24 protein-coding genes (1 of these 24 cut by a window edge) are annotated in these 22,192 nt (G+C 75.0%); 16 read left to right on the forward strand and 8 right to left on the reverse strand.

What is annotated here, in order from left to right:
- Positions 1 to 316: the 5' end (the start) of a tyrosine--tRNA ligase gene (gene tyrS / locus CO540_RS07650; protein WP_091583721.1), read on the reverse strand. 968 nt of this gene lie to the left of the window's left edge; 316 of the gene's 1,284 nt are visible here — the first part of the coding sequence; the start codon lies at positions 314 to 316; its stop codon lies off the left edge, out of view.
- 108 nt (positions 317 to 424) lie between these two features.
- On the opposite strand from tyrS, the gene CO540_RS07655 reads away from it, so the two are divergent.
- From CO540_RS07655 to CO540_RS07670, 4 genes are all read left to right on the forward strand, one after another.
- A complete protein-coding gene (locus CO540_RS07655; protein WP_172967997.1) occupies positions 425 to 808 on the forward strand; it encodes a PaaI family thioesterase in 384 nt (127 codons plus the stop codon).
- A 71-nt stretch (positions 809 to 879) separates the two neighbouring features.
- Positions 880 to 2,106 (forward strand): NRAMP family divalent metal transporter, encoded by a 1,227-nt coding sequence (locus CO540_RS07660; protein WP_099161490.1) that lies wholly within the window; start codon positions 880 to 882, stop codon positions 2,104 to 2,106.
- Positions 2,103 to 2,483 carry a hypothetical protein gene (locus CO540_RS07665; protein ID WP_091577890.1) on the forward strand — a complete coding sequence of 127 codons (381 nt, stop codon included), beginning with the start codon at positions 2,103 to 2,105 and terminating at the stop codon, positions 2,481 to 2,483. Before CO540_RS07660 ends, CO540_RS07665 begins: the two co-directional genes overlap by 4 nt.
- Entirely contained in the window at positions 2,470 to 2,787 is a 318-nt protein-coding gene (locus tag CO540_RS07670) for a hypothetical protein (protein ID WP_099161491.1), read from the forward strand. Before CO540_RS07665 ends, CO540_RS07670 begins: the two co-directional genes overlap by 14 nt.
- A gap of 22 nt (positions 2,788 to 2,809) precedes the next feature.
- Here the strand turns inward: CO540_RS07670 and CO540_RS07675 are convergent, their stop codons facing one another.
- Complete coding sequence (locus tag CO540_RS07675) at positions 2,810 to 4,177, reverse strand: hemolysin family protein (protein WP_253866545.1); 1,368 nt, start codon at positions 4,175 to 4,177, stop codon at positions 2,810 to 2,812.
- Between the two features lie 189 nt (positions 4,178 to 4,366).
- On the opposite strand from CO540_RS07675, the gene CO540_RS07680 reads away from it, so the two are divergent.
- Both CO540_RS07680 and CO540_RS07685 read left to right on the forward strand, forming a co-directional pair.
- A complete protein-coding gene (locus CO540_RS07680; protein ID WP_216642355.1) occupies positions 4,367 to 4,981 on the forward strand; it encodes a TetR/AcrR family transcriptional regulator in 615 nt (204 codons plus the stop codon).
- A 71-nt stretch (positions 4,982 to 5,052) separates the two neighbouring features.
- Positions 5,053 to 6,570: an FAD-dependent monooxygenase gene (locus CO540_RS07685; protein ID WP_099161493.1), complete on the forward strand. Its 1,518-nt coding sequence runs from the start codon at positions 5,053 to 5,055 to the stop codon at positions 6,568 to 6,570.
- Positions 6,571 to 6,576: 6 nt separating this feature from the next.
- Here the strand turns inward: CO540_RS07685 and CO540_RS07690 are convergent, their stop codons facing one another.
- Positions 6,577 to 7,203, reverse strand: coding sequence for a YgjV family protein (locus tag CO540_RS07690; protein ID WP_099161494.1), 627 nt, complete (start codon positions 7,201 to 7,203; stop codon positions 6,577 to 6,579).
- 10 nt (positions 7,204 to 7,213) lie between these two features.
- A complete protein-coding gene (locus CO540_RS07695) occupies positions 7,214 to 7,717 on the reverse strand; it encodes a GNAT family N-acetyltransferase (protein WP_099161495.1) in 504 nt (167 codons plus the stop codon).
- 134 nt (positions 7,718 to 7,851) lie between these two features.
- On the opposite strand from CO540_RS07695, the gene ppdK reads away from it, so the two are divergent.
- The 5 genes from ppdK (at position 7,852) to CO540_RS07720 (ending at position 14,521) form a co-directional block, all read left to right on the forward strand.
- Entirely contained in the window at positions 7,852 to 10,512 is a 2,661-nt protein-coding gene (ppdK, locus tag CO540_RS07700) for a pyruvate, phosphate dikinase (protein WP_099161496.1), read from the forward strand.
- Positions 10,513 to 10,524: 12 nt separating this feature from the next.
- Positions 10,525 to 10,992, forward strand: a complete 468-nt coding sequence (locus tag CO540_RS07705; protein WP_099161497.1) for a hypothetical protein — start codon at positions 10,525 to 10,527, stop codon at positions 10,990 to 10,992.
- Between the two features lie 162 nt (positions 10,993 to 11,154).
- Positions 11,155 to 13,401 (forward strand): formate C-acetyltransferase, encoded by a 2,247-nt coding sequence (pflB, locus tag CO540_RS07710; RefSeq protein WP_099161498.1) that lies wholly within the window; start codon positions 11,155 to 11,157, stop codon positions 13,399 to 13,401.
- Positions 13,402 to 13,415: 14 nt separating this feature from the next.
- Positions 13,416 to 14,171, forward strand: a complete 756-nt coding sequence (pflA, locus tag CO540_RS07715) for a pyruvate formate-lyase-activating protein (RefSeq protein ID WP_216642356.1) — start codon at positions 13,416 to 13,418, stop codon at positions 14,169 to 14,171.
- A 29-nt stretch (positions 14,172 to 14,200) separates the two neighbouring features.
- Positions 14,201 to 14,521, forward strand: coding sequence for a hypothetical protein (locus CO540_RS07720; protein ID WP_216642357.1), 321 nt, complete (start codon positions 14,201 to 14,203; stop codon positions 14,519 to 14,521).
- On the opposite strand, the gene CO540_RS07725 is transcribed toward CO540_RS07720, so the two are convergent.
- Positions 14,497 to 14,967 (reverse strand): cyclic nucleotide-binding domain-containing protein, encoded by a 471-nt coding sequence (locus tag CO540_RS07725; RefSeq protein WP_098745310.1) that lies wholly within the window; start codon positions 14,965 to 14,967, stop codon positions 14,497 to 14,499. The two genes, CO540_RS07720 and CO540_RS07725, sit on opposite strands and share 25 nt — an antisense overlap.
- Before the next feature lie 157 nt (positions 14,968 to 15,124).
- Here CO540_RS07725 and CO540_RS07730 point away from each other — a divergent pair, with 157 nt between their 5' ends.
- A complete protein-coding gene (locus CO540_RS07730) occupies positions 15,125 to 16,030 on the forward strand; it encodes a universal stress protein (protein ID WP_099161500.1) in 906 nt (301 codons plus the stop codon).
- 124 nt (positions 16,031 to 16,154) lie between these two features.
- Entirely contained in the window at positions 16,155 to 17,039 is an 885-nt protein-coding gene (locus CO540_RS07735) for a universal stress protein (RefSeq protein WP_099161501.1), read from the forward strand.
- Positions 17,040 to 17,072: 33 nt separating this feature from the next.
- Here the strand turns inward: CO540_RS07735 and CO540_RS07740 are convergent, their stop codons facing one another.
- On the reverse strand, positions 17,073 to 17,699 hold the full coding sequence (locus CO540_RS07740; RefSeq protein WP_099161502.1) for a CE1759 family FMN reductase: 627 nt from the start codon (positions 17,697 to 17,699) through the stop codon (positions 17,073 to 17,075).
- Positions 17,696 to 18,796 carry an LLM class flavin-dependent oxidoreductase gene (locus tag CO540_RS07745; protein ID WP_099161503.1) on the reverse strand — a complete coding sequence of 367 codons (1,101 nt, stop codon included), beginning with the start codon at positions 18,794 to 18,796 and terminating at the stop codon, positions 17,696 to 17,698. Before CO540_RS07745 ends, CO540_RS07740 begins: the two co-directional genes overlap by 4 nt.
- Before the next feature lie 120 nt (positions 18,797 to 18,916).
- Here CO540_RS07745 and CO540_RS07750 point away from each other — a divergent pair, with 120 nt between their 5' ends.
- The 3 genes from CO540_RS07750 (at position 18,917) to CO540_RS07765 (ending at position 20,660) form a co-directional block, all read left to right on the forward strand.
- Positions 18,917 to 19,534 carry a DNA-3-methyladenine glycosylase gene (locus CO540_RS07750; RefSeq protein WP_099161504.1) on the forward strand — a complete coding sequence of 206 codons (618 nt, stop codon included), beginning with the start codon at positions 18,917 to 18,919 and terminating at the stop codon, positions 19,532 to 19,534.
- A 271-nt stretch (positions 19,535 to 19,805) separates the two neighbouring features.
- Positions 19,806 to 20,240 (forward strand): DNA-binding protein, encoded by a 435-nt coding sequence (locus tag CO540_RS07760; protein ID WP_253866547.1) that lies wholly within the window; start codon positions 19,806 to 19,808, stop codon positions 20,238 to 20,240.
- Positions 20,241 to 20,306: 66 nt separating this feature from the next.
- Complete coding sequence (locus tag CO540_RS07765; RefSeq protein ID WP_091577928.1) at positions 20,307 to 20,660, forward strand: MmcQ/YjbR family DNA-binding protein; 354 nt, start codon at positions 20,307 to 20,309, stop codon at positions 20,658 to 20,660.
- A 64-nt stretch (positions 20,661 to 20,724) separates the two neighbouring features.
- On the opposite strand, the gene argH is transcribed toward CO540_RS07765, so the two are convergent.
- Positions 20,725 to 22,188 carry an argininosuccinate lyase gene (gene argH / locus CO540_RS07770; protein WP_099161505.1) on the reverse strand — a complete coding sequence of 488 codons (1,464 nt, stop codon included), beginning with the start codon at positions 22,186 to 22,188 and terminating at the stop codon, positions 20,725 to 20,727.
- Positions 22,189 to 22,192: the final 4 nt, after the last annotated feature.

Consider the following 22,192-nt stretch of genomic DNA (forward strand, 5'->3'; position numbering starts at 1 on the left):
AACCGGCGATGACCTCGGGCGGGTTCAGCGTCCGCTCGGCGCTCTCCTTGGGGTCGCCGATCTGACCGGTGGCGCCGCCGACCAGCAGCAGCGGCCGGTGTCCGGCGAGCTGGAGCCGGCGCGCCATGACGACCTGCATCAGGTTGCCGATGTGCAGGCTGGGCGCCGTGGGGTCGAAGCCCACATAGAAGGTGGTGCTCCCGCCGTCGAGCAGCTCGCGCAGCTCGTCGAGGCCGGTCGAGTCCTGGATCAGGCCCCGCCACAGCAGGTCTTCGGTCAGGGAGTCCCGCCCCTGCGGGAGGTTGCTGTCGGTCACGGTCACCGATTCTCCCCCATCCCCCGGCCCGGGCCGTACCCGGTTTGCCGACGGTGGGGCCGACTAGGCTGGCGGCGCCGTCGAGCGCGAGGAGGAACCGCGGTGGAGATGCCGAACCTGAGCGGGGGTTTCGTGGCCCTGTTGGGGCTGACGTTCGACGAGGTCAGCGGCGACCGGGTGGTGATCCGCTGGAAGGTCCGCCCGGAGCTGCACCAGCCGTACGGGATCCAGCACGGCGGCGTCTACTGCTCGGTGGTGGAGACCGCGGCCAGCGTCGGCGGCGCACTCTGGCTGGGCGAGCGGGGCAACGTGGTCGGGGTGTCGAACCAGACCGACTTCCTGCGCGCGGTCCGCGACGGGGAGCTGACCGCCGTCGGCACGCCGGTGCACCGGGGGCGCAGCCAGCAGCTCTGGCTGGTGGAGATCACCGACGGGGACGCCCGGCTGGTCGCGCGCGGCCAGGTGCGGTTGCAGAACCTCACCGCCGGCTGACCCATTCGCCCGAAACCGGGCGCTGACGCCGATATCGTCGCGTCGATGAGACCGCGTGCCGCCGACCCGACGTGAGGAAGCTCCTCGCCGTCACCCTGGGCGTGCTGTCGGCGGTCGGCGGCTTCGTCGACATCGGCGACCTGGTGGCCGCCAGCCAGGCCGGCGCGCTGTTCGGCATGGCCCACGCCTGGGTGCTGCTGGTCGGGGTGGTGGGCATCTGCGCGTACGCGGAGATGGCCGGCCGGATCGCGGCGGTGAGCGGCCGGGCGGTGTTCGACCTGGTCCGGGAGCGGCTCGGCCCGCGGGTGGCGCTGCTCAACCTGGTCTCCTCGTGGCTGGTCACGGTGGTCACCCTGGCGGCGGAGCTGGGTGGGGTGGCGCTCGCGCTGCAACTGGCGACCGGGCTGAGCCACCTGCTCTGGGTGCCGCTGGCCGCGCTGGCGGTCTGGTTGGTGCTGTGGCGGATGCGGTTCGAGCTGATGGAGCGGATCTTCGGCCTGGCCGGGCTGGCGTTGCTGGTGTTCGCGGTCGCGCTGGTCGCGCTGCCGACCGACTGGGCGGAGCTGGGGCGCGGGGCGTGGCAGGTCGGCGCGGCCGGGCACGGCTGGCCGCTGTACTGGTTCGTGGCGGTGGCGCTGTTCGCGTCGACCGTCAGCCCGTACGAGGTGTTCTTCTTCTCCTCCGGCGGGGTCGAGGAGCGGTGGAGCGCGGCGGACCTGGCGCACGCCCGCTCCAACGTGCTGATCGGTTTCCCGGTGGGTGGGTTCCTGGCGCTGTCGCTGATCGCCGTGGCGACGGTGGCCTACCACCCGTCGGGGACGTCGCTGGGCACGCTGGACGAGGTGGCCCGGCCGGTGGCGGCCGCGCTGGGCGGGGCCGGGCTGGCCGCGGCCGTGCTGGCGTTCTTCGCGGTGACGTTCGGCGCGGCGTTGGAGACCGGGCTGTCCGCGGCGTACGCGGCGGCGCAGTACTTCGGGTGGCAGTGGGGCAAGCGGGTCAGCCCGCGGGAGGCGGCCCGGTTCCACAGCGTCCTGCTGGTCGGGCTGCTGCTCGGCGTGGTGATGCTGATGACGACCGTGGACCCGGTGCGGTTGACCGAGTACATGCTGGTGCTGAGCGCGGTGGTGCTGCCGTTGACCTATCTGCCGATCCTGGTGGTGGCCAACGACCGGGGATACCTCGGGGACCGGGTCAACGGGTGGTGGACCAACCTGCTCGGCGCGGTGTTCCTGCTGCTGATCGTGGCCGCGTCGGTGGCGGCGATCCCGCTGGCGGTGATGACGGGGATGGGGCGATGAGGGTCCAGCTCGCGAAACGGCTGCTCGACCGGCAGATCGTCGACGTCGACGGTCGGCTCGTGGGGCGGGTCGACGACATCGCGTTCGCGGTCGACGACGAGGGCTATCCGTACGTGGACTGTCTGCTCACCGGTCAGGGAGCACTCGGCCAGCGGATCGGCGGCTGGGTGGGGCGGCTGCTGGTGGGGGTGGCCGACCGGTTCACCGACGACCCGCCGGTGCCGCCGTTGCGCGTGCCGCTGGCCCAGGTGGCCCGGGTGGACAGCGCGGTCCGGTTGCGCTGCCGGGCCGCGGACCTGCCGCCGTCACCGGTGGAGTCGTGGCTGCGGCGGCACCTGATCGAACGGATCCCGGGGTCGAACCGTGCGAGCGGGTGAACTTCTCGGCCGCGCCGCGTACGACCTGCACGGGCGGCGGCTGGGCCGGGTGGTGGACGTGGTGGTGCGGGGCGGCTGGCCGCCGGACCGGCTGCGGATCACCGACGTGATCGTCGCCGGGCACTGGTGGACCCGGGTGACGAGCCGGCTGATCGGACCGGAACTGCACCCGTCCGGGCCGTGGCTGCTGCGGGCGGTCGCCCGGCTGATCGGGCGCAGCACGCACCAACTTCCGGCGGACGCGGTGCAGCTGCGGCCGCCGGTGCCCGGTTTCCCGTTCGGCCCGCCGGCCGACCGTCGGTGACCCGGGCCGGCCGGGGGACGGCTCAGTGCCGGGCCTCGTCCAGGGCCCGGTCCGTGGAGCCGTCGGTCGCCTCGTCCGTGCCGTCGGCCGGGTCCCCGTCGCCGTCGTCCGGGCCGCGCCGGCTGCGGCGGCGGACCTGCACCTCGGTGATGGCGCGCTGGTCGACGCCGGCGACGGTCAGCTCCCAGCCGTCGACCTGGACCGTCTCCCCGGCGACCGTCGGGATGTGGCCGAGGCAGATCAGGACCAGCCCGGCGACGGTGGTGTAGTCGCCGGCCGGCCGGTTCGGCAGGTCCACGCCGAGGTCGGTGAGGTCGTGCACCGGGAAGGTGCCGGGCAGCACCAGCGTCCCGTCGGCCTCGGTGCGGACCGCGCGCAGGTCCCGGTCGGTCTCGTCGTAGATCTCGCCGACGATCTCCTCGAGGATGTCCTCCAGCGTGACGATCCCGTCGACCGCGCCGCGCTCGTCCACCACCAGCGCGATGTGCTGGCGCTCGGCCTTGAACTGACGCAGCGCGTCGACCACGGGAAGCGAGTCGGGCAGCAGCATCGGCGGTCGGGCGATCTCGTCGACCGGCCGGTCGTCGGGGACGCCGACCAGGTCGCGCAGGTGGATCACGCCGACCGCGTCGTCCAGGCCACCGTGGCGGACCACGGGCGCCCGGGAGTGGCCGGTGGCCGCGAGGACCAGCCGCGCGGCGTCCGCGGTGGTGCCGCTGTCGAGCGTGAAGACCTGCAACCGGGGTACGAGGACCGCGCGCAGCTGACGGTCGGCGATCTCCACCGCGCCGGCGATGATGGTGCGCTGCTCCTTGGTGAAGCCGTGGTTGCCGGCGACGATGTCGCGCAGCTCGTCCGGACCGATCTCGTCGGGCTCGTGCTTGGGGTCGAGGCCGAAGAGGCGGACCACCAGGTCGCTGGTGGCGCCGAGCGCCCACACCGCCGGCCGGGTCACGCTGGCCAGCATGTCCAGCGGGCGGGCCACCAGCAACGCCCACCGCTCGGCGGACTGCATGGCGATGCGCTTGGGCGCCAGCTCGCCGAAGACCAGCGTGACGAACGTGAGGACCAGGGTGACCGCGACGATGGCGACGGTCTCGGCGGCGTCGCCGAACGCGCCGAGCAGCGGCACCAGCGGGCGGGCCAGCGAGACCGCGGCGGCGGCGGAGGCGAGGAACCCGGCGAGGGTGATGCCGATCTGGATGGTGGCCAGGAACCGGTTCGGGTCCTTGGCGAGGCGGGCCAGCGTACGGCCGGCGCGGCTGCTGCGCTCCAGCCGCTGCAGTTGGCTGTCCCGCAACGAGACCAGGGCCATCTCGCTGCCGGCGAAGGCCGCGTTGACGATCACCAGCACACCGACCAGGGCCAACTGGCTCCAGTAGCTCTGCACGAGCGGTTCTCTCCCTCGGCCCGATCCCAGTCGGCCGATGGCCGACTCGCCGGCCGGCAGATCCGGTCGGCGTTGCCCCTCTGTGCCCCGCCGACGCGCGCCTGAATCCTGTGCGGGCACCGGCCGTACGGGCAAAAAATGCGCGGTCCGCATCTTTGCGTTCCACGCATCTTTTGCTACCGTGGCATCGTGAGCGGACTGCGGGAGCGCAAGAAGGCCGAGACCCGGGCGGCGCTGAGTTGGGCGGCGATCCGGCTGACCGTGGCGCGCGGCTACGACAACGTGCTGGTCGAGGACATCGCCCAGGCCGCCGGCGTGTCCCCGCGCACGTTCAACAACTACTTCGCCAGCAAGGCCGAGGCGATCGCGGCCCGGCACCTCGACCGCAGCCGCCGGGTGGCGGACGCGCTGCGGGCGCGTCCGGCCGGCGAGCCGCTCTGGTCCGCGATCGAGGCGGCGGTCCTGTCGGCGTGGGCGCCGGGGCCGGAGGTTGCGCAGTCGCCCCCGAACGCCCACGACGAGTGGGTCGCCGGCCTGCGCGTGATGCTCGCCGAGCCGGCGCTGCAGGGCGAGATGCTGCGGTCCGGCGCGCTCGCCGAGGCGGAGCTGGCCGAGGCGGTCGCCGAGCGCACCGGCACCGACGCCGCCCACGACCTCTACCCGCACCTGGTGGCCGCCGCGGTCGGCGCGGCTTCCGGCGCGGCGACGCGGCACTTCCTCCGCGCCGACCGGCCGGAGCCGGTCGCCCGACTCCTCTCCGACGCGCTGGCCCAGCTCGCCGCCGGCCTGCCCCCGCCCCGCTGACCCGCCCGCTCCCCCGCCCGGTCGGCCGCCGGCCCACCGGCCGGTTCGCCGTACCCTGGAAAGATCTTGCCATGATCGATGTCCTGGTCGTCGGGGCCGGGCCGAACGGCCTGATGCTCGCCGGCGAGCTGGCGCTGGCCGGGATCCGGCCGGTGGTGTGCGACCGGCTGGTCGAGCCGACCACCGAGAACCGGGCCAACGGCCTGGTCGGCCAGGTGGTCCGGATGCTCGACCGGCGCGGCCTGTACCAGCGCCTCACCGGCGACGCCGCGCCACCGCGACCGGCACCCCGGTTCGTCTTCGGCGCGTTGCCGCTGGACCTGAGCGGTGTCGCGGACAACCCGCTGCACGGGCTGGCCGTGCCGCAGCGGCAGATCGAGCGGGTGCTCGCCGAGCGGGCCGCCGAGCTGGGCGTGCGGATACGCCGGGGGCACGAGGTGACGGCACTGCGGCAGCGCGACGACGCGGTGGAGGTCGGGTTCGCCGACGGCACGTCGCTCACCTGCCGGTACCTGGTCGGCGCGGACGGCGGGCACAGCACGGTCCGCAAGCTCGCCGCAATCGGCTTCCCGGGCGTGACCACGGACCGGTCCGTCTCGCGTACCGCCCAGGTCGGCGTGCCGGCGGAGTCGATCGACCCGGCCACCGGCGGCATCAGGGTGCCCGGTCACGGGGTCGTCCCGCCGTTCCACCACACCCGCACCGAACGTGGACTGATCGTCTGGGCGCCGTTCCCCGACCGCCCGCCCCTGGTCAGCACCACCGAGTGGCCGGACGAGCCGGAGGCGTCGACGCCGATGACGCTCGCCGAGATGCGGGCCAGCATCGCCCGGGTGATCGGCGCCGAGGTGCCGCTCGCCCCGCCGGCCGGCGCCGGACCGCACGTGCTGCGCCGCTTGGTCGGCGGCAACACGCGGCTGGCCGAGCGCTACCGCGACGGGCGGGTGCTGCTGCTCGGCGACGCCGCCCACGTGCACTCCGCGATCGGCGGCCCGGGACTCAACCTGGGGTTACAGGACGCGGTCAACCTCGGCTGGAAGCTGGCCGCGCGGCTGCACGGCTGGGCGCCGGACGGGTTGCTCGACACCTACGAGACCGAGCGCCGCCCGGCGGCCCGGCGGGTCACCGTGTCGACCCAGGCCCAGTCCGCCCTGATCGCGCCCGGAAGCGAGGTCACCGCGCTGCGCGAGCTGGTCGCCGAGCTGCTCGCCCGGCCGGAGAACGCCGCGCACGTGGCCGCGCTGATGGCCGGCGCGGACGTGCGCTACGACCTCGGGCCGGGTGCGCCGCCGGTCGGGAGCTGGGCGCCGGACGTGCAGGTGCACGGCGACGCCGGGCCGGTACGGCTGGCCGAGCTGACCCGCGAGGCGCGCCCGTTGCTGCTCGACGGCACCGGCGCCCTGGCCGACGCCGCCGGGCCGTGGCGCGACCGGGTCGACCTGGTCACCGGCCGGCTGGGCGGCACCACCTCGACCGCGCTGCTGCTGCGGCCCGACTGCTACGTCGCCTGGGCGTCCACCGCCGGCGACCCGGACCGGGACGGGCTGCGCGCCGCGCTCGGCCGCTGGTTCGGCCGGCCCCGGGACTGACCGGACTCAGGCCGGGGCGGGCAGGTCCAGCACGTACGCGTCGCCCTCGGGACGGAAACCGAGCCGGTGGTAGTAGGGGGCGACCATGCCCGGCGGGCTGACCACCCGGCGGAAGCCCCGGTCGGTGAAGAGGCGGCTGCGCCGGTAGACGAACTCGCCGGGGGTGAAGTCGCGGAACGGCGGGGTGACGTAGTCCAGGTCGATCTGGGCCACCCCGTCGGCCTCGGCGTGCGACACCATCACGCCCACCACCTCGTCGGACCGGACCACCAGGAAGGCGGAGCGGTCGGCGTCGGTCGGGTCCCACCGGAACGCCGGGTTGAACCGGGCGATGTCGGCGGCGTGCACCCGCAGCGTGTGGGCCAGGAACGCGTCGTCGGTGCCCACCTCCACCACCTGGTAGGTCTGCTCGTCGTGCCGGGTGGCCAGCAGCCGGCGCAGGTACCAGACGTTGATCACGGCGAGCACCACGTTCAGCCCGACCATCGGCCAGACGTGCACGGCGGCGTTGTAGCCGATCAGGATCAGGCAGCCGACCAGGTTGAGCGCGCGCAGCCGCAGGATGCGCGTCTGCAGCAGGGACCAGACCAGCAGCGCGGAGCCGGCCCAGCCGACGAGTTCCAGCCAGTTCACCCCGGGGAGACTAGTGGGCGCCCTGGTCAGCCGCCCCGGCGGGCAGCTCCAGCACGTACTCCTCGACCTCCGCGCCGCGGCCCGCGGCGTATCCGGAGTCCTCGCCGACCACGACGAAGCCGCACTTGCGCAGCACCGCGAGGGAGGCGGCGTTGTCCTTGGCGGCGCGGGCGTGCACCGGCCCCGGCGGCAGCTCGCGCAGCAGCGCGCGGAGCGCGGCGGTGGCGTGACCGCGACCCCAGCGGGCCGGGTCGATCCAGTAGCTGACCTCGGTGCGCTCACCGACCGGGAACGCGGCCACCCGCCCGACCACCTCGCCGTCGACCACCACGGCGCGGTTGACGATCCGCTCGTCGGCGCGGATGCGCGCCCAGTGGGCGTCGAACGCGGCCCGGTCGGACGGGTCCGCCGGGCCGAAGGCGGCCATCCAGGTGGCCTGCGGATCCTGCTCGTGGGCGAAGAACGCGGGCAGGTCGTCGTCGCGTACCGGGCGGAGCCGCACCTCACTGGTCACGGCCGGGAACGATACGCGGCCCCACCGACACGCTCGGGACCTCCGGCCCGCCTGAGGTCCCGTCCGGCCCTGCCGCGCCGACCGCCGGCACCGCTACCAAGGAGGAGGAACGACACAGCCGAGGAGGCCGGACCATGCCGAAGTACGTCTACGACTTCATCGAGGGTGACCGGAGCCGGGCCGACCTGCTCGGCGGCAAGGGCGCCAACCTGGCCGAGATGACCCGGCTCGGGCTGCCCGTGCCACCCGGGTTCACCGTGACCACCGACGCCTGCCGCGCCTACCTGGCCACCGGCGCCCCGCCGGCCGGGCTGTACGAGGAGATCAACGCGCACCTGCGCGAGGTCGAGGCGCGGCTGGACCGGTGGCTGGGCGACCCGCGCGACCCGCTGCTGCTGGCGGTCCGCTCCGGCGGGCGGTTCTCGATGCCGGGGATGATGGAGACGATCCTGGACATCGGGCTGAACGACGCCACGGTGGCCGGGCTCGCCGCGCGCACCGGCGAGGAGCGCTTCGCCTGGGACTCCTACCGGCGGTTGATCCAGATGTTCGGCCGCACCGTGCACGGCATCCCGGCCGAGGAGTTCGAGCACGAGCTGGCGGCGGTGCGGGCCACCGCCGGGCCGGGCGGGCCGAGCGCCGAGCAGCTGCGCGACCTGGTCGACACGTACAAGAAGATCTTCGCCCGGCACGTCGGTCACGACTTCCCGCAGGCCCCGCACGAGCAGCTCTTCCTGGCCGTGCGGGCGGTGTTCTCCTCGTGGCACTCGGAGCGGGCCCGGATCTACCGGCGCCAGGAGCGGATCCCGGACGACCTGGGCACCGCGGTCAACGTGATGGCCATGGTGTTCGGCAACCTCGGCCCCGACTCCGGGACCGGGGTGGCGTTCACCCGCGACCCGGCCACCGGCGCGCCCGGCGTGTACGGCGACTACCTGACCGACGCGCAGGGCGAGGACGTGGTGGCCGGCATCCGCAACACGGTGCCGCTGACCGAGCTGGCCCGGCTGGACCCGGCGAGCTTCCACCGGCTGCGGGAGATCATGGCGACGCTGGAGCGGCACTACCGCGACCTGTGCGACGTCGAGTTCACCATCGAGCGCGGCCGGCTGTGGATGCTGCAGACCCGGGTCGGCAAGCGCACCCCGGCGGCAGCGTTCGTGATCGCCGCGCAGCTGGCCGAGGAGGGGCTGATCACCGCCGACGAGGCGCTGACCCGGGTCACCGGGGCGCAGCTCGCCCAGCTCGCGTTCCCCGCCTTCGACACGACCGGCGCGCCGGAGCCGCTCGCCGTCGGGGTGGGCGCGTCGCCGGGAGCCGCGGTGGGGCGGGTGGTGTTCGACTCCGCCGCCGCGGCGGCGGCCACCGGGCCGGTGATCCTGGTCCGCCCGGAGACCACCCCGGACGACCTGCCCGGCATGATCGCCGCGGCCGGCGTGCTCACCTCGCGCGGCGGCAAGACCTCGCACGCCGCCGTGGTGGCCCGGGGCATGGGCCGCACCTGCGTGTGCGGGGCGGACGCGCTGCGCATCGACGTCGAACGCGGCGAGTTCCGCGTCGGCGACCGGGTGGTGCCGGCCGGCGAGCTGATCTCGATCGACGGCACCAGTGGACGGATCTGGCTCGGCGAGGTGCCGGTGCAGCCGTCCCCGGTGGCTCGCTACCTGGCCGGTGAGCTGCGCCCGGAGAGCGACCCGCTGGTCGCCGCCGTGCACCGCCTGCTCACGCACGCCGACGCGGTGCGGACGCTCGGGGTGCGGGCGAACGCGGACACGCCGGAGGACGCGCGCCGGGCCCGCCGCTTCGGCGCCGCCGGGATCGGGTTGTGCCGGACCGAGCACATGTTCCTCGGCGAGCGCCGGGAACTGGTCGAGCGGCTGATCCTGGCCACGGACCCGACCGAGCTGCGGGCGGCGCTGGACGCGCTGCTGCCGTTGCAGCGGGCCGACTTCGTCGGGCTGCTGGCCGCGATGGACGGTCTGCCGGTCACCGTGCGGCTGCTGGACCCACCGCTGCACGAGTTCCTGCCCCCGCTGGCCGAACTGACCGCCCGGGTGGCCCGTGCCGAGGCGCGCGGCGAGGACCCGGGTCGCGACGCCACGCTGCTGGCGGCGGTGCGGCGGATGCACGAGGCGAACCCGATGCTCGGGCTGCGCGGCGTCCGGCTCGGGCTGGTGGTGCCGGGGCTGTTCGCCATGCAGGTGCGGGCGCTCGCGGAGGCGGCCGCGCAGCGGCTGCGGGCCGGCGGCGACCCGCGCCCGGAGATCATGGTCCCGCTGGTCGGGGACGTGCGGGAACTCGCCGCCGTCCGGGACGAGGCGCGCCGCGTGCTGGCCGCTGTCGACGGCGCACCGGAGATCCCGATCGGCACCATGGTCGAGACGCCCCGGGCGGCGCTCACCGCCGGGGAGATCGCCGGCGAGGCGAGCTTCTTCTCCCTCGGCACCAACGACCTGACGCAGACCACCTGGGCGTTCTCCCGGGACGACGTGGAGGGGTCGTTCTTCCCCGCGTACCTGGCCCGGGGCATCTTCGGGGTGTCGCCGTTCGAGAGCGTCGACACCGCAGGCGTCGGGCGGCTGGTCCGGCTCGCCGTCGCCGAGGGCCGGGCGGCCCGACCGGACCTGACCGTCGGCGTCTGCGGCGAGCACGGCGGCGACCCCGACTCGATCGCGTTCTTCGCCGCGGCCGGACTCGACTACGTGTCCTGCTCGCCGTACCGGGTGCCGGTGGCGCGGTTGGCCGCCGGCCGGGCCGCGGTCGAGGCCGGCACCGACAACTCCGACTCCCGCTAGGAGGGCACCGTCATGACCGCCATCTTCAACCCGACCGGCCTGGCCACCGTTCCCCCGGTTCCCCGGCCCGCGCCGCCGGCCGCGGACCCGGCGCCCGCCGCCCCCGAGCCGGTGGCCCCGGCCGCCGTCGGTGCGGTGGGGCCGGTGCTGGAGCTGCCCGGCACGCCGGGCGCCGCGCTGGTGCCGGTGACCTGCTCCGGTCGCCCGGTGGGCGCGTTCGTCCTGGCCGACGGCCGGGTCCGCTACCGCCGGGTGGTCGACCCGGACCAGCTGGTCGCGGCCGCCACCGGCGCGTTCGCGGTGGCCGCGCTCACCGCCGCCGTGGCGCTGTGGTCCCGCCGCCGCCCACCGGCGGTCGGCACGGTGACGATGGGCCCCGGCGGCTGGCTCAGCCTCCGCGGCGCGTCGATCCCCCGCCCCCGCCCCGACGACCGTCCCTGGTGGGCCCGCCTCCTGCGGGCCCACCCCCTCCCCCGCTGACCCCCCTGTCCGCGCCGGGCGGCCGCCCGGCGCGGCAGCGGTCGTCGCGTCGACCCGGTCGGCGGGAGGGGCGTAGGTCCCGGGCACGGGGGTCCGTGGGGCTCTGCCGGGAGGGCGGGCGGGGCGGGAGGCTCGGGGTGAAGGTCGAACGAGGGAGCGAGCATGAGCGGCAACCAGCGCACCGTGGATCCGTGGCGGGGATTCCGGGACGGACCGTGGCGGGAGACCGTCGACGTGGCCGACTTCGTCCGGCGCAACCACGAGCCCTACCCCGGCGACGCGTCGTTCCTCACCGGCCCGACCGAGCGCACCCTCGCGGTGTGGGACCGGCTGCGGGCCCTGTTCCCGGAGGAGCGCCGGCGCGGGGTGTACGACGTGGACCCGGCGACCCCGTCGACCATCACCTCGCACGCGCCCGGGTACGTCGACCGGGAGCGGGAGCTGATCGTCGGGTTGCAGACCGACGCGCCGCTGCGCCGGGCGATCATGCCGGCCGGCGGGCTGCGGATGGTGGAGACCGCGCTGCGGGCGTACGGCCGTGAGCCCGACCCGCGCGTGCACGAGATCTTCACCCGGTACCGCCGCACCCACAACGACGCGGTCTTCGACGCGTACCCGCGGGCGGTGCTGGCCGCCCGGCGCTCGCACGTGATCACCGGGCTGCCCGACGCCTACGGGCGGGGCCGGATCATCGGCGACTACCGCCGGGTGGCGCTGTACGGGGTGGACCGGCTGGTCGAGGAGCGGCGCGCCCACCGGGCCGCGCTGGACGACCGACGCAGCACCGACGAGGTGATCCGGGACCGGGAGGAGCTGGCCGAGCAGATCCGCGCGCTCGGCGAGCTGAAGGAGATGGCGGCCTCGTACGGCTTCGACATCTCCCGCCCGGCCGCCACCGGGCAGCAGGCGATCCAGTGGCTCTACTTCGCCTACCTGGCCGCGACCAAGGAGCAGAACGGCGCGGCCATGTCGCTCGGGCGCACCGCCGGCTTCGTCGACGTCTACCTGCGGCGGGACATCGCCGAGGGGCGGCTGGACGAGACCGGCGCGCAGGAGCTGGTCGACGACTTCGTGATCAAGCTGCGGATCATCCGCTTCCTCCGCACCCCCGAGTACGACCAGCTGTTCTCCGGCGACCCGACCTGGGTCACCGAGTCGCTCGGCGGGATGGGCGCGGACGGCCGACCGCTGGTCACCCGCACCACGTTCCGCTACCTGCAGACGCTCTACAACCTCGGTCCGGCGCCCGAGCCGAACCTGACCGTGCTCTGGTCGCCCCGGTTGCCCGACGGGTTCAAGCGCTTCTGCGCCCAGGTGTCGCTGGACACCAGCGCGATCCAGTACGAGAACGACGAGCTGATCCGCCCCGCGTACGACGACGACACCGCGATCGCCTGCTGCGTGTCGGCCATGCGGGTCGGCCGGGACATGCAGTTCTTCGGCGCCCGGGCGAACCTGGCCAAGGCGCTGCTCTACGCGATCAACGGCGGCCGGGACGAGCTGACCGGTGCGCAGGTGGCCCCGCCGACCCCGCCGGTCGGCGGCGAGACGCTCGACCACGACGAGGTGCTCGCCGCGTACGACCGGACGCTGGACTGGCTCGCCGAGACGTACGTGGACGCGTTGAACGTGATCCACCACCAGCACGACCGGTACGCGTACGAGCGGCTGGAGATGGCGCTGCACGACCACCCGGTGCGGCGGTTCATGGCCACCGGCATCGCCGGCCTGTCGGTCGCGGTGGACAGCCTCTCGGCCATCCGGTACGGCCGGGTCAAGGTGCTGCGCGACGCTACCGGGCTGGCCGTCGACTACGCGGTCGAGGGCGAGTTCCCGACGTACGGCAACGACGACGACCGGGCCGATGACATCGCCGTGTGGCTGGTCGAGACGTTCGCCGCGAAGCTGCGCCGGCAGCGCACCTACCGGGACGCCGAGCTGACCATGTCGGTGCTCACCATCACGTCGAACGTCGTCTACGGCACCCACACCGGCGCCACGCCGGACGGGCGGCGGGCCGGCGAGCCGTTCGCGCCCGGCGCCAACCCGATGAACGGCCGGGACACCCACGGCCTGGTCGCCTCGGCGCTGTCGGTGGCGAAGCTGCCGTACGACGCGGCCCGCGACGGCATCTCGTTGACCGGCACGGTCACCCCCGACGGCCTGGGTCACACCCGCGAGGAGCGGATCGCCAACCTGGCCGGCGTGCTCGACGGCTACACCGACGCCGGCGGGTTCCACCTCAACGTCAACGTGCTGGACCGGGCCACGCTGCTGGACGCGATGGCCCACCCGGAGCGGTACCCGCAGCTCACCGTCCGGGTCTCCGGGTACGCGGTGAACTTCGTCCGGCTCACCCGTGAGCAGCAGCGGGACGTGGTGTCCCGGACGTTCCACGGGTCGCTGTGACCGACCGTCCGCCGGTGGCGCCCGTCGCGGCGCCACCGGTCCTGCGCGGGGCGGTGCACTCCTGGGACACCTCGGTGGGGGTGGACGGGCCGGGCACCCGGTTCGTCGTCTTCCTCGCCGGCTGCCCGCTGCGCTGCCGCTACTGCCACAGCCCGGACACCTGGTACGGGCGGAGCGGCCGGCGACGCACGGTGGACGAGATGGTGGCCCTGGCGACCCGGTACCGCCGGTTCGTCGCGGTGGCCGGCGGCGGCGTCACGGTCAGCGGCGGCGAACCGTTGCTGCAACCGGCGTTCACCGGGGAACTGCTGCGCCGCTGTCACGCGCTCGGCCTGCACACCGCGCTGGACACCTCCGGGTTCCTCGGCGACCGCGCCGACGAGGCGCTGCTGGACGCCACCGACCTGGTGCTGCTCGACGTGAAGGCGGGCAGCCCGGCGACGTACCGGCGGGTCACCGGCACGGGCCGGCTCGCGCCGACGCTGCGGTTCGCCCGCCGGCTGGCCGACCGGGGCACGCCGATGTGGATCCGGTACGTGCTGGTCCCCGGGCTGACCGACGCCCCCGACGAGGTGGCCCGGGTGGCCGACGCGGCCGCCGGACTGGCCACCGTCGAGCGGGTCGAGGTGCTGCCGTTCCACCGGCTCGGCGCGCACAAGTACGCCGAGCTGGGCCTGGCCTTCCCGCTGGCGGACACCGCGCCGCCGGACCCGGAGCTGCTGGCCCGGGTACGCGGCCAGTTCGCCGAGCGCGGCCTGACCGTCACCTGATCCGGCCGGCGCGACCCTAGGATGGGCGCATGCCTTCCGTACGATCGCGCCGCCGCCGGACCGCAGACCTCCGCACCGCGCTCGCGAGCGTGACCGGTGCGCGGGCCACGGGCGCGACGGCCGTCGGGGCGAGGGCCACCGGAGCGGGCGCGACCGGAGCGCGGGCCGTCGGCGCGCTGGCCCTGGGCGCCGTGGCGGTGGGTGCCCTGGCGGTGGGCTCGCTCGTGATCGGCCGGCTGGCCGTGCGCCGCGCGGTGATCCGCGAGCTGCGCATCGGCCGGCTGGAGGTGGGCGAGCTGGTCGTGCGGCGCACCACCGACCCGGGTCAGCTCGCCACGGACGTGGGATAGCCGTACAGGTCGAGCAGGCGCACCCGGGAGGCCTGCAGGCGATCCACCACGACGCTCATGAACCGGGCGGTGAGCTGCCGGCCGAGCGTGTCGTCGGACTCCATCAGCCGGCGCACCCCGTCCGCGTCCAGCTCGACCGCCGTGCTGCGCTGGGTGGCCACCGCGCCGAACTGCCAGCGGTAGGGCGGGAACAGCCAGGACCAGCCGAGCACCCCGCCCGCCCCGATCGTCTCGATGCCCACGTCGCCGCGACCGGGCACCGGGAAGTCCAGCGCGACCTGGCCGCCCCGGACCAGCCAGAACCGCTCGGCGGGCTGGCCGGCGCGGAACAGCCGGTGCCCGGGGTGCCAGACCACCGGGCGGGCGTACCCGGTGAGCCGGGGCAGCCACTCGTCGGGCAGCCCGGCCAGGAACGGGTGGACCCGGAGCATCTCCAGCGGGGTCATGGCGCCTCCACGGTCGGCAGAAGGAAGCCGTGGTTCCATCACACCCCGTCACGCCCCCGACGCGGAAGGGGCCGATGGTCCCGAGCTGCGCGGGGCGGTCGCCCCTGCCCGGGCACGGCCCGCCGGACCAGGCTGGAGGTGGACGAAGGAGGACGTGATGACCGACAGATCCGGTGCCCCCGTCGTGGTGGGTGTGGACGGTTCCCCGTCGGCGCTGGACGCGGTGCGGCTGGCCGCGCGGGAGGCGGTGCTCCGGCACCGGCCGCTGCGGGTGGTGAACGCGTTCCTGTGGCCGTTGCTCGGCACGCCGCTCGGCCCGGTCGCCGCCACGCTGCCCGACGACGAGCTGCGGCAGGAGGCCGGCAAGCTGGTCCAGGAGGCGATCGACGAGGCCCGCAAGGTCGACCCCGACCTGCCGGTGAGCGGCGCGGTGGTGGACGGCGGGCCGGTCGCGGTGCTGCTGCGGGAGAGTCGCGACGCGGCGCTGCTGGTGCTGGGGCACCGCGGTCTGGGCGGCTTCGCCGAGCTGCTGGTCGGTTCGGCGGCGGTGCAGCTCTCCGCCCGCGCCGACTGCCCGGTGCTGATCGCCCGGGGCGACGCCCGGGCGGCCGGACCGGTGGTGGTCGGGGTGGACGGCTCCGCGCTGTCGACCGAGGCGGTCGGCTTCGCGTTCGCCGAGGCCGCCCGGCGCGGCGCCGACCTGGTCGTCGTGCACACCTGGCTCTATCCGCAGCCGGTGACGCGGCGGGAGAGCTACGGCGACATCATGCCCCTGGTGTACGACCCGGAGCGGCTGCGCGCGGACGAGGAGCGGGTGCTCGCCGAGGCGGTGGCCGGCTGGGCGGAGCGCTACCCGGAGGTCACGGTGCGGCCGAAGCTGATCGCCGCCACCCCGGCCCGGGCGCTGGTCGAGGAGTCCACCGACGCGCAGCTGACCGTGGTCGGCGCGCACGGACGGGGCACCCTCGGGGGGCTGCTGCTCGGCTCGGTCAGCCACGCGGTGCTGCACCACTGCCGCAGCCCGCTGGCGATCGTGCGGCACCGGCGGGAGCCGGCCGGCTGACCGGTCCGCGTCCACGGGCGCCGGTCGGGCGCGCAGCCGCCCGACCGGCGCCCGGATCCGTGGCGTCGCCCGCGCGGCGGGGCCCGGACGGCCACAATGGCGGGAGTCGACCGAGGGGGTCCCGATGAACCGACCCGTCGTGGCGGGGGTGGACGGATCGCCGTCCAGCCTGGCCGCCGCCGAGCTGGCCGCCGCGACCGCCGTCGCGCGGTCCCGGCCCCTGCTGCTGGTGCACGGCTACCTGCACCCGCTGCGCTACGGGGTGCCGCTCAACCCGTACGACCTCGGGGTGCCGGCGCCGACCGAGGAGGCGGAGAAGATGCTGGAACGCGTCGCCGCCGAGCTGGCCGAACGGCATCCCGGCCTGCGGGCACAGGTGCGGCAGGTCGCCGGCGGCCCGGGCGCGGCCCTGGTCGAGGAGTCGCGCCGGGCCGAGCTGGTGGTGGTGGGCAGCCGGGGCGTGGGCGGCTTCGCCGGCCTGCTGCTCGGCTCGGTGGGCGGGCAGCTGGCGCAGCACGGGCACTGCCCGGTGCTGGTGGTCCGCCCGGCCGAGGAGCCGATCCCGGTGGGCGGCCCGGTGGTGGTCGGTGTGGACGGCTCCGCCTCCGCGGCGTACGCGGTGGAGCTGGCCGCGGACGAGGCCGACCGCCGCGACGCCGAGCTGGCGCTGCTGCACGTCCGGTCACCGGAGCGCGGCGCGGTGGCGCCGGAGGTCGCCGCCGAGGCGGGCACCGCCGAGCGGGCCGAGGCGACGGAGCTGCTGGCCACGGCGGCCGACACGGTCCGCCGGGCGCATCCGGGGCTGCGGGTGACCGAGCGCGCCGTCGTCGCCGCCTCCCCGGAGACCGCGCTGCGGGAGGCGAGCGGCGAGGCGTCGCTGGTGGTGGTCGGCTCCCGGGGTCGGGGCGGCTTCGCCGGGCTGCTGCTCGGCTCGGTCAGCCAGGCCCTGGTGCAGCACGCCCACTGCCCGGTGCTGGTGGCCCACCGGCCGGAACCGGCCGACGACTGACCTCGGTCGGCGACCGGTCCGGCCGACCCGGGTTCAGGACGGGTCGCGGCCGGCGAGCAGGTCGGCGAAGTCGGTGGTGAGCGCGAACGGGTCGGCCGGGCCGGTCGCGGGCGGCCGGTGGTCCACCTGCTCGGCCAGTTCGCCGGCGGCCCGCCGGATCCGGGCCCGCAGCGCGCTGTCGCCGTCGTCGCCGGCCCAGTCCTCGGGCGCGGCGAAGACCGCCGTCGGCAGCACGACCGCCCGCAGGTACGTGAACATCGGGCGCACCGCGTGCTCCAGCGCCAGCGAGTGCCGCGCGGTGCCACCGGTCGCCGCGATCAGCACCGGCTTGCCGGCCAGCGCGTCCCGGTCGACCACGTCGAAGAAGGACTTGAACAGCCCGTTGTAGGACGCGTTGAACACCGGCGTGACGGCGATCAGCCCGTCGGCCGCCGCGACCGCGTCCAGCGTCCGGCGCAGCGCGCCCGGCGGGAAGCCGGTGAGCAGGTGGTTCACCACGTCGTGCGCGTGCTCGCGCAGCTCCACCGCGCGCAGGTCCACGTCCGCGCCGCGACCGGCCAGCTCGTCGCGGGCGGCCGCGGCGAGCTGGTCGGCGAGCAGGCGGGTGGACGAGGGCTGGCCGAGACCGCCCGAGACGACCGCGAGCGTACGCCGGGTCATCGGTCCTCCTCCGTGGTCGTCGCGGCGTCGCGGGCGGCGAGCAGGGCGGCGTGGGTGGGCGCCTCGGGCACGTGCGCGGGACGCATCGAGTCGAACTCCTTGCGCAGCACCGGGACCACATCCTCGCCCAGCAGGTCGAGCTGCTCCAGCACCGTCTTCAGCGGCAGGCCGGCGTGGTCCATCAGGAACAGCTGCCGCTGGTAGTCGCCGACGTACTCGCGGAAGCCCAGCGTGCGGTCGATGACCTGCTGCGGGCTGCCCACGGTCAGCGGCGTCTCCCGGGTGAACTCCTCCAGCGACGGGCCGTGCCCGTAGACCGGGGCGTTGTCGAAGTAGGGCCGGAACTCGCGCACCGCGTCCTGGGAGTTGCGGCGCATGAAGACCTGCCCGCCGAGGCCGACGATCGCCTGGTCGGGTGAGCCGTGGCCGTGGTGCGCGAAGCGCTCGCGGTAGAGGCCGACCATCCGCTGGGTGTGCTCCTTGGGCCAGAAGATGTGGTTGGCGAAGAAGCCGTCGCCGTAGTAGGCGGCCTGCTCGGCGATCTCGGGGCTGCGGATGGAGCCGTGCCAGACGAACGGCGGGATGCCGTCGAGCGGGCGTGGGGTCGAGGTGAACGACTGCAGCGGGGTGCGGAAGCGGCCCTTCCAGTCGACCACGTCCTCGCGCCACAGCCGGTGCAGCAGGTCGTAGTTCTCGATGGCGAGCGGGATGCCGTTGCGGATGTCCTGCCCGAACCACGGGTAGACCGGGCCGGTGTTGCCGCGACCCATCATCAGGTCCACCCGGCCGTCGGCCAGGTGCTGGAGCATCGCGTAGTCCTCGGCGATCTTCACCGGGTCGTTGGTGGTGATCAGCGTGGTCGAGGTGGACAGCAGCAGCCGTTCGGTGCGCGCGGCGATCCAGCCGAGCATGGTGGTCGGCGACGACGGCACGAACGGCGGGTTGTGGTGCTCGCCGGTGGCGAACACGTCCAGCCCGACCTCCTCGGCCTTGAGCGCGATGGTGGTCATGGCCGTGATCCGGTCCCGCTCGGACGGCCGCCGACCGGTGGTCGGGTCGACCGTGACGTCACCGACGGTGAAGATTCCGAACTGCATGACCAGCTCCTCGGGTGGGGTGCGGACCGGGCGGTCCGGGGATCGCCCCGCACAACATACTTGACGAGTCAACTATTCCGGGAGGCGCGTGGCCCCGACCGTCCGGCTAACCTTGCCGCGATGACGTACCCCTGGCTCCGGGCCCCGGCGGCGCAGGTCGCGGCCACCGCGCAGACCCTCCTCGGCTGGACCGTCTCGGCGAACGGCGTGCGCGTGCGGTTGACCGAGGTCGAGGCGTACGCCGGCACCGGCGAGGACCCCGCCTCGCACGCCCACCGCGGACCCACACCCCGCAACCAGGTCATGTTCGGCCCCGCCGGGCACGTCTACGTGTACTTCGTGTTCGGCATGCACTGGTGCGCCAACATCGTCTGCGGTCGGGACGGCGAGGCGGCGGCCGTGCTGCTGCGCGCCGGCGCGGTGGTGGACGGGATCGAGACCGCCCGGGAGCGCCGCCCCCGCGCGTCGGACCGGGACCTGGCACGCGGGCCGGCCCGCCTGGTCAGCGCGCTCGGCCTGGGTCGGGACGCCAACGGCACCTCGGCGGTCGACGGCACCGGCCCGCTGCTCCTGACCCCGCCCGGGACGCCGGTCGACCCGGCGCGGATCGTCGCCGGCCCGCGGGTCGGCGTGGCCGCCGCCCACGACCTGCCGTGGCGCTTCTGGCTCGCCGACGAGCCCACCGTGAGCGTCTACCGCCGCCACACCCCCCGCCGCCGCTCCCCGCTCCCCCGCTAGCCGCCCACCCCGCCCGCACCCGCCCGGCGCCCGCGCCGCGCCCGCCGACCCCAGCCACGCCGATCAAGGGGTTCGCGTCACGGCAGGAGAGGGCGGCTGACGCGAACTCCTTGATCAACGCGCGGCTCGCGGGCGGGAGGAGCGGGACAGGCAGGTGGGGTGGGGTGGCAACCCGACGGTCCCGCGAAGCGTCTCACTGTCAGGAGAGCAGGGCGTTGCGCACGAGTGACTTTCAACGGGGTGTTGACAACATGTCGCTCTCGGGTGTGGGATGGACGACATGGTCACCGTGGACAACGACCCGTTCACCGCTCCGGATGCTGCCCAGGCCCGCGCGCACCGCAACTACGCGGCGCTGCTGCGGATCGCCGAGCGGCACGCCGGCACGAACTCTCGCCGTCGCCGCTACGCGCACCCCGACGTGCCCGACGCGTACGAGGCGGCCACGCTGGTGATGGCGCTCGCCGGCGGCGCCGAACTGGAGGAGGGCGAGGAACCGGTCGACCAGGCCGACCTGATGGCCGCGCTGACCCTGATCCCGCACGTGCGGGCCGAGGTCGACGTGCTGGAGGCCGGGCTGCTGCAGGTGGCCCGCGGGCGCGGCATGACCTGGCAGGCGATCGCGTTCGGGCTGGGGCTGGGCAGCGCTCAGGCCGCCCGGCAGCGCTACGAGCGGCTCACCGTCCGCACCGGCACCGGCGACTGAGCCGGGGCCGGCGGACTGTCACAGCGGCGGGCGAGACTGTGCCGGACGACGGCACGGGAGGACGCGATGACGCGCGAGGAGATGCTGGCCTACTGCCTGGCCAAGCCGGGAGCCTGGCTCGACCGGCCGTGGGAGGGCGACGAGGTGGTGAAGGTGGGCAGCCGGATCTTCGCCTTCCTCGGCTCGCCCGAGGGCGAGGCCAGGATCGGCGTCAAGTGCGGCCCGACGCGGGAGGTCGCCGACGAGTGGGTGCACCGGTTCCCGGCCGACGCCCGCCCGTCGCCCTACATCGGCCGGTCCGGCTGGAACACGCTGCGGCTGGAGGGTGGCATCCCCGACGACGAGCTGGTCGACGCCGCCGACGGCTCCTACGACGCGGTGGTGGCCAAGCTGCCGAAACGCGAGCGGCCGGCCGGTTGACCGCGCGTGGAGCAGGACGCGGCTCGACCGGGGCGGGCGAGCGCCCGCCCCGGGACCGGGTGGCTCAGCGGGGCACGACCCCCTCGGCGGCCCACTCCCGCCAACCCGCCAGCTTGTCCGCCGCGGCGGCGAGCTGATCGGCGACCGGCCCGGGGCCGGTGGAGCCGGGGGTGGTGCGGGCCGCGAGGGCCGAGCGCACCGAGAGCACGTCGCGCACCGACGGGTCCAGGTGCTCGCTGACCGCGGCCAGATCGGCGTCGGAGACCTCGTCCAGCGCGCAGTCGCGGGCCGCGCAGAGCGCGACCAGCCGGCCGGTGATCTCGTGCGCGTCGCGGAACGGCACGTTGCGCCGGACCAGCCAGTCGGCGACCTCGGTGGCCAGGGAGAAGCCGGACGGCGCGCTGGCCACCAGACGGTCCACCCGGACCGTCATCGTGGAGATCATCCCGGCCAGCGCGGGCAGCAGCAGCTCCAGCGTGTCGACCGCGTCGAACGCCGGCTCCTTGTCCTCCTGCATGTCCCGGTCGTAGGTCATCGGCAGGCCCTTGAGCATGGTCAGCACGCTCATCAGGCCACCGACCAGCCGACCGGACTTGCCCCGGGCCAGCTCGGCGATGTCCGCGTTCTTCTTCTGCGGCATGATCGACGAGCCGGTGGCGAACGCGTCGTCCAGCTCGACCCAGCCGAACTCCTGCGACGTCCAGAGCACCACCTCCTCGCCGAGGCGGGACAGGTGCACGCCGACCATCGCGGTGACGAAGAGGAACTCGGCCACGAAGTCCCGGTCGGCGACCGCGTCCATCGAATTGGCGAACGAGGTGCGGAAGCCCAACTCCTTGGCGACGGCCACCGGGTCCAGCGGCAGACCCGAGCCCGCCAGCGCGCCCGCGCCGAGCGGGCTGATCGCGGTCCGCTCGTCCCAGTCGCGCAGCCGTTCCAGGTCGCGCAGCAGCGGCTGCACGTGGGCCAGCAGCCAGTGCCCGAACGTCACCGGCTGGGCGTGCTGCAGGTGCGTCATGCCCGGCGCCGCGGTGTCGACGTGCCGCTCCGCCTGCTCGATGAGCGCCTCGGCCAGCTCGACCAGCCGGGCCGCCACCCCACGGGCGTGGTCGCGCAGGTAGAGCCGCAGGTCGGTGGCGACCTGGTCGTTGCGGGACCGGCCGGCGCGCAGCTTGCCGCCGAGGCTGCCCAGCCGTTCCAGCAGGCCCCGCTCCAGGGCGGTGTGCACATCCTCGTCGTCCACCGTGGGACGGAACGCGCCGGACGCGCACGCCGCCTCCAGGTCGTCCAGCGCGGCCAGCATCCGACCCAGTTCCTCCGGGTCGAGCAGACCGGCGCCGGCGAGGACCCGGGCGTGCGCCCGGGAGCCGGCGAGGTCGTACGGGGCGAGACGCCAGTCGAACTGGACACTCACCGACAGCCGCGCGAGCGCCTCGGCGGGACCGCCGGCGAACCGGCCTCCCCAGAGGCTCGTCCGGTTGGTGGCGGCGCTGTTCTCGGTCAGGCTCTTGTCGTCCACCCCACCCATTGTG

The organism is Micromonospora sp. WMMA2032 (genome assembly GCF_002688545.1).
GTDB lineage: Bacteria > Actinomycetota > Actinomycetes > Mycobacteriales > Micromonosporaceae > Micromonospora > Micromonospora sediminicola.

Coding starts and splice junctions, on each gene's coding strand:
- CO540_RS07655 (WP_172967997.1), top strand. CDS start 425: ATGCCGAACCTGAGCGGGGGTTTCGTGGCCCTGTTGGGGCTGACGTTC.
- CO540_RS07765 (WP_091577928.1), top strand. CDS start 20,307: ATGACGCGCGAGGAGATGCTGGCCTACTGCCTGGCCAAGCCGGGAGCC.
- CO540_RS07730 (WP_099161500.1), top strand. CDS start 15,125: ATGACCGACAGATCCGGTGCCCCCGTCGTGGTGGGTGTGGACGGTTCC.
- CO540_RS07745 (WP_099161503.1), bottom strand. CDS start 18,796: ATGCAGTTCGGAATCTTCACCGTCGGTGACGTCACGGTCGACCCGACC.
- argH (WP_099161505.1), bottom strand. CDS start 22,188: ATGGGTGGGGTGGACGACAAGAGCCTGACCGAGAACAGCGCCGCCACC.
- CO540_RS07750 (WP_099161504.1), top strand. CDS start 18,917: ATGACGTACCCCTGGCTCCGGGCCCCGGCGGCGCAGGTCGCGGCCACC.
- CO540_RS07760 (WP_253866547.1), top strand. CDS start 19,806: ATGGACGACATGGTCACCGTGGACAACGACCCGTTCACCGCTCCGGAT.
- ppdK (WP_099161496.1), top strand. CDS start 7,852: ATGCCGAAGTACGTCTACGACTTCATCGAGGGTGACCGGAGCCGGGCC.
- CO540_RS07725 (WP_098745310.1), bottom strand. CDS start 14,967: ATGACCCCGCTGGAGATGCTCCGGGTCCACCCGTTCCTGGCCGGGCTG.
- CO540_RS07685 (WP_099161493.1), top strand. CDS start 5,053: ATGATCGATGTCCTGGTCGTCGGGGCCGGGCCGAACGGCCTGATGCTC.
- CO540_RS07720 (WP_216642357.1), top strand. CDS start 14,201: ATGCCTTCCGTACGATCGCGCCGCCGCCGGACCGCAGACCTCCGCACC.
- CO540_RS07705 (WP_099161497.1), top strand. CDS start 10,525: ATGACCGCCATCTTCAACCCGACCGGCCTGGCCACCGTTCCCCCGGTT.
- CO540_RS07740 (WP_099161502.1), bottom strand. CDS start 17,699: ATGACCCGGCGTACGCTCGCGGTCGTCTCGGGCGGTCTCGGCCAGCCC.
- pflB (WP_099161498.1), top strand. CDS start 11,155: ATGAGCGGCAACCAGCGCACCGTGGATCCGTGGCGGGGATTCCGGGAC.
- CO540_RS07735 (WP_099161501.1), top strand. CDS start 16,155: ATGAACCGACCCGTCGTGGCGGGGGTGGACGGATCGCCGTCCAGCCTG.
- CO540_RS07665 (WP_091577890.1), top strand. CDS start 2,103: ATGAGGGTCCAGCTCGCGAAACGGCTGCTCGACCGGCAGATCGTCGAC.